We start from the raw sequence: 4,259 nt of genomic DNA on the forward strand, positions 1-4,259 counted from the left end.
ACCGTATATGACGCACGTCACACGTGCGCTGGACGGCCAAGATCGGGAGCTGGTGTCCGGCCGGCTTGGCTCTCGCCCGGTGGTGCCAGTGGCAACGACACGCTGCTCGCGATCACTTCACGGCATCCCGAAACCGCTGACCGAGGGCTAGAGTCAACAGGGAGGTGGTGCAAGTGACGTTCACAGCTTCGATGTTCGCGCCCGTCGCCCTGGGTTTCTTCGGCCTCGGAACCGGTTACCTCATCTGGGGTCCGGCAGAGCTGCTCGGATTCCCTACGAGGTCCAGCGACCCGGCCGAGGCCAGGTCCACCGACCGGGCACTGGGTGTGTGGGGGATGTTCCTGCCTGGCCTGTGCCAGCTGATGGTCGGTGTTCTGCTCTTCGTGGGTCTGACCTGGTTCCAGGTCTTCACCGACGACAGCGCGCTCTACATGGCGGCAGTGGCGTTCTCGGCCTACGGCATCCACTGGTTCGCCCTGGGCTGGAACAAGTTCCAGGGCAACGACGCACGAACCAACGCTGGCATGTCGGTGGCCTTCACCGTCCTTTCGGTGGTCGGTGCGGTCGTGTTCTTCGACGCAGGCGCCTGGCCGGTCGGTCTCCTGTTCGCCGGTCTCACCGCGGTCTACGTCACCGACTTCTTCGTCGGCATCGGCATCGAGGTGTTCGAGAAGGTGCTGGGCGTCGTACACATCGTGGTGGGACTGTGGCTGATGTACCTCACAGTCGCCGTCATCCTCAACACCGCCTCGGGGTTCGACCTGCCTTCGTGACCGCTCCCAGTCAGAGCGCCTCGTGCGAGTTCACCCGGTCGGACTGATCGGCGACCACCGCGTGAGTCACAGATCCTGCTTCTGTTGGGGCAGGGCACGTCGGCGGCCCGGAAGCGGACCCGGGGGCTGCGTGGGCGAAGGCAGCGGAAGGCTTCGGTTGCGTGCTTCTGGTGCAAGTGCGACGGCGATCAGCGTCGTGATCGGGACCGCCAGGACAAGTCCGACCGCACCAACGAGCGTCCGAACCACTTCTTGGGCGATCTGCTCGGTCGTGGCGATCTGCAGCAGGCTCTGCTGGTAGGCCACGATCAACAACAGGATTGTCATCGCGGATCCCGCGTAGGCGAACACCAGCGTGTAGACACTCGAGGCGATGTGGTCTCGGCCAATTCGCATGGCTGAGGTGAAGATCTCCGTGGCGCTTGCGTCGGGTTTGGCTGATCGCAGCTCCCACACGGCGCTCGCCTGGGTGACCGTGACATCGTTGAGAACGCCCAGCCCCGCCACCACCATCGCTGCGGCGACAACTCCGTGCAGGTCGACCAGCGGAGCCACCGCAGCGAGCACCTGATCATCTTCTGACCCGACCCCGGTCAGGTTGGACCACCCGGTCGCATATGCCCCGAACGCGGCAGTGATGGCCAACCCGCCCAATGTCCCGAACAGGGCGGCCGTGGTGCGAATCGATACGCCGTGCGCGAGATAGAGGACCACGAGCATGATGCCGGTGGATCCAACGATCGCCACTGGCAGCGGATCCTCGCCGGCCAGGAACGCCGGAAGCATGAACTTGGTGAGTACGAGGAGCGTGACAGCGATGCCGACGATCGCAAGCAGTCCGCGCCACCTGGCCACCGCGACCACCAGTACCGCGAAGATCAGCGACAGCATGACCAGCGGCGTGCCGCGCTGGAAGTCGTAGAACTCGTAAGACGGCTCTTGTCCGTCCCGAGCGATCCGGACCACCTGGATCTTGTCTCCCGCATTCACCCCCGTCTTGGCTCGCGCAGCGTCGAGAATCAGCGTGCCCTTGCCGCGGCTCGACACGAGGTCCACCGTGGCGCACTTCCCTGCCACCTCCGGCAGACCGTCTGGACCCTCGCCACCACTTCCGCACTCCAACGGCTTCGACGATGTGACGGTGGCGTGGATGATGCTCACACCGGGTGCGTTGTAGGGGTTCTGATCTTGAGGGATCTCGTCGGAGCTGGGCCAGAAGATGAACACACCGATTCCGACTGCCACCGCGACCACGCCCACGATGCCGGCCAGAACCTTCGCCAGCAGAGGACGAGGGGGGCCGTCGAGATCGGTACCGTGAGCGTGGGTGTGGGACATGGCATTCCTTTTGATATTTGTGGCGACATGCGCACGCGGATGCGCTGGTTAGCCGACCAGCCCGGGTCCTGACCGGACACCTTGCACGCTCCGCTTGTTGATCACAATGTACGGAACGGGGTGCTGGCCGAGCGCGCCGAGTGGCGATACCGACGGCCGCAGGTTCTACCCCTTGGGAGTACCTTTCGCGGGATCCCAGGGTCCTCCTGGCCCAGCCCGGGCACTCAGCGGTCAGATACCATTGAGAGCGATGTACGCGATTGAGGTGACGCGACCGAGGCCCATGCCTCATTGGTCACGGGTGTGCCTGAACTCGTTCCTGATCCTGGGCATCTTTGCCATGCACCATGTCCTCACCGGTCACGATGGGGCTGTCGCCGCACACCATGAGGAGGTGTCGCTGGCGGCCGCGGCCAGCGCCATGACGACAGTCGCCGAGCCGGGGCACTCAGCGCCTGAGCATCAGCAACTCGTCGCGATTGCCGACGACAACGGCATGACGCTATCGGAATGCGGCGACATCACGATGCTCTGCATCGCGGTGATGATCGGGATCAGCGCCTTCGATCTCCTGCGCAGAGCAGCTCGCGAGCGAGTTCTGGCGCCCGTGCAAAACCTTTCACCACTCCAACGCACTGCTGTTCTTCGTTGCTGACGGTCAGACCCGGTCAAGCACCGATTCCGTCCGCACAGTCACGTCATATTTCAACAGGAGAACCCATGCGTATTCGCACAACATTCACAACCCTGGCTGCGGCCCTCGCGCTCGTCGCGCTCACCGCGTGCTCCAGCAGTGACACCAGCACTCCCCCCGCATTCAACCAAGCTGATGTCTCGTTCGCCCAGGACATGATTCCGCACCACCGGCAAGCCACTGAAATGGCCAGCATGGCCCAGAGCCGCACGCAGAGCCCTGCGGTACGTGATCTGGCACAGCAGATCCTCGCCGCTCAGGAGCCCGAGATCACCGAGATGAACAAGTGGTTGAAGTCCTGGGACAAGAACGTCCCCGAGGACATGACGGGAATGTCAGGAATGTCGGACTCAAGCATGCCCGGGATGATGAGCAGCGCAGACATGGAGGGGCTCGCTGCCTCCTCTGGCGGCGCGTTCGACAAGCAGTTCCTCACCATGATGATCGAGCACCACGAGGGAGCCATCGAGATGGCGCAGACCGAGGACGCAGACGGCAAGTACCCACCCGCCGTTCGGCTGGCAAAACAGATCCAGAAGGGTCAGAGCGCCGAGATTCGCACCATGAGGTCTCTGCTCGAGTCCTGACCCACCGCTCGGCCGCGCGCCACTGCCCGCGGGGCCGAGCCACCACATCTCGCCCCTGGGTCATCAAGAACAGGTAACCCACCTTCCGCATGCGCGCCTCCCGCAGCCCCGGTCCGCTCCTGACCAAGCGACGTCAACAAGCCCAGATCGTCCGTGGCTTGGTGAACCAGTCGCAGACCGCTGACTCTGACGCGAAGGTGATCGTGCTCGGCGACATCAACAACTTCGAGTTCGGCCAGACCACACAGTGCCTCGCCGGCGCCCGCGCACTGAGAAATCGACGGATCTCACCATCGGACCAGCTTCCAGATCTCCGGGTGAGGCTGCTCCTCCACTCCGATGTCGGTGAAGATCCGGGCAGCCGCCTTGAGGTGCACCATAGCTTCCTCTCCGCGGCCGGAGGCCTGCAGCAGATCGGCCAGGTTGTTGTGCAGGGCGGCCTCATGGTGACGGTCGCCCAGCCGGCCGCAGAGCTCCAGAGCCCTGGTCGTCAGCTCCAGTGCCTGGTCCAGAGCTCCCCGCCTACGATGCGCGAGCGCGAGGTTGTTGAGCACGGCGATTATGAGGTCTGTGTCGTCCAGGTCCTCTGCGATCTGGCGGGCGCGACCGAGGTTGATCATCGCCTCGTCGGTGTCGTCGCCGGCGCCCACCATGCCCAGAAGGTTGTAGGCCTGTCCGAGCACCCGCGGCTCGCGGGCCTGCTCGGCCAGGGCGACGGCCGATTGGGCCAGCGACATTGCACGCTCGCGCTTTCCCAGCGCCTGGTTGGCCAGGCTCAGGTCTGCGGTGATCTGGGCTTGAGTCCCGAGATCGGCGTTCGCTGTCTCGCCCAGGGCGAAAAGCAGGTGCGTCTGAGCCAGTGCGTAC

The 4,259-nt window shown here is 64.3% G+C and carries 5 protein-coding genes; 3 read left to right on the forward strand and 2 right to left on the reverse strand.

What is annotated here, in order from left to right; translation table 11 throughout:
* The first annotated feature begins 173 nt into the window (after positions 1-173).
* The gene (locus tag WB461_RS01520; protein ID WP_423850962.1) at positions 174-773 is read left to right on the forward strand and encodes a hypothetical protein; all 600 of its coding nucleotides are present in this window, start codon (positions 174-176) and stop codon (positions 771-773) included.
* 66 nt (positions 774-839) lie between these two features.
* On the opposite strand, the gene WB461_RS01525 is transcribed toward WB461_RS01520, so the two are convergent.
* Positions 840-2,111, reverse strand: coding sequence for a YibE/F family protein (locus WB461_RS01525; RefSeq protein ID WP_423850963.1), 1,272 nt, complete (start codon positions 2,109-2,111; stop codon positions 840-842).
* A gap of 394 nt (positions 2,112-2,505) precedes the next feature.
* Between WB461_RS01525 and WB461_RS01530 the strand changes: the two genes are divergently transcribed.
* Both WB461_RS01530 and WB461_RS01535 read left to right on the forward strand, forming a co-directional pair.
* Positions 2,506-2,766, forward strand: coding sequence for a hypothetical protein (locus WB461_RS01530; RefSeq protein WP_423850964.1), 261 nt, complete (start codon positions 2,506-2,508; stop codon positions 2,764-2,766).
* Between the two features lie 65 nt (positions 2,767-2,831).
* A complete protein-coding gene (locus WB461_RS01535) occupies positions 2,832-3,392 on the forward strand; it encodes a DUF305 domain-containing protein (RefSeq protein ID WP_423850965.1) in 561 nt (186 codons plus the stop codon).
* A gap of 287 nt (positions 3,393-3,679) precedes the next feature.
* Here WB461_RS01535 and WB461_RS01540 read toward each other — a convergent pair.
* On the reverse strand, positions 3,680-4,259 hold a 580-nt coding region (locus WB461_RS01540; protein WP_423850966.1), incomplete at its 5' end, for a tetratricopeptide repeat protein.

The organism is Aeromicrobium sp. (genome assembly GCF_049587115.1).
In the GTDB taxonomy this organism is placed as follows: Bacteria; Actinomycetota; Actinomycetes; order Propionibacteriales; family Nocardioidaceae; genus Aeromicrobium.

What these genes read in the sequence shown, in the direction of transcription:
- WB461_RS01525 (WP_423850963.1), bottom strand. Translation starts at nt 2,111, where the DNA reads ATGTCCCACACCCACGCTCACGGTACCGATCTCGACGGCCCCCCTCGT.
- WB461_RS01535 (WP_423850965.1), top strand. Translation starts at nt 2,832, where the DNA reads ATGCGTATTCGCACAACATTCACAACCCTGGCTGCGGCCCTCGCGCTC.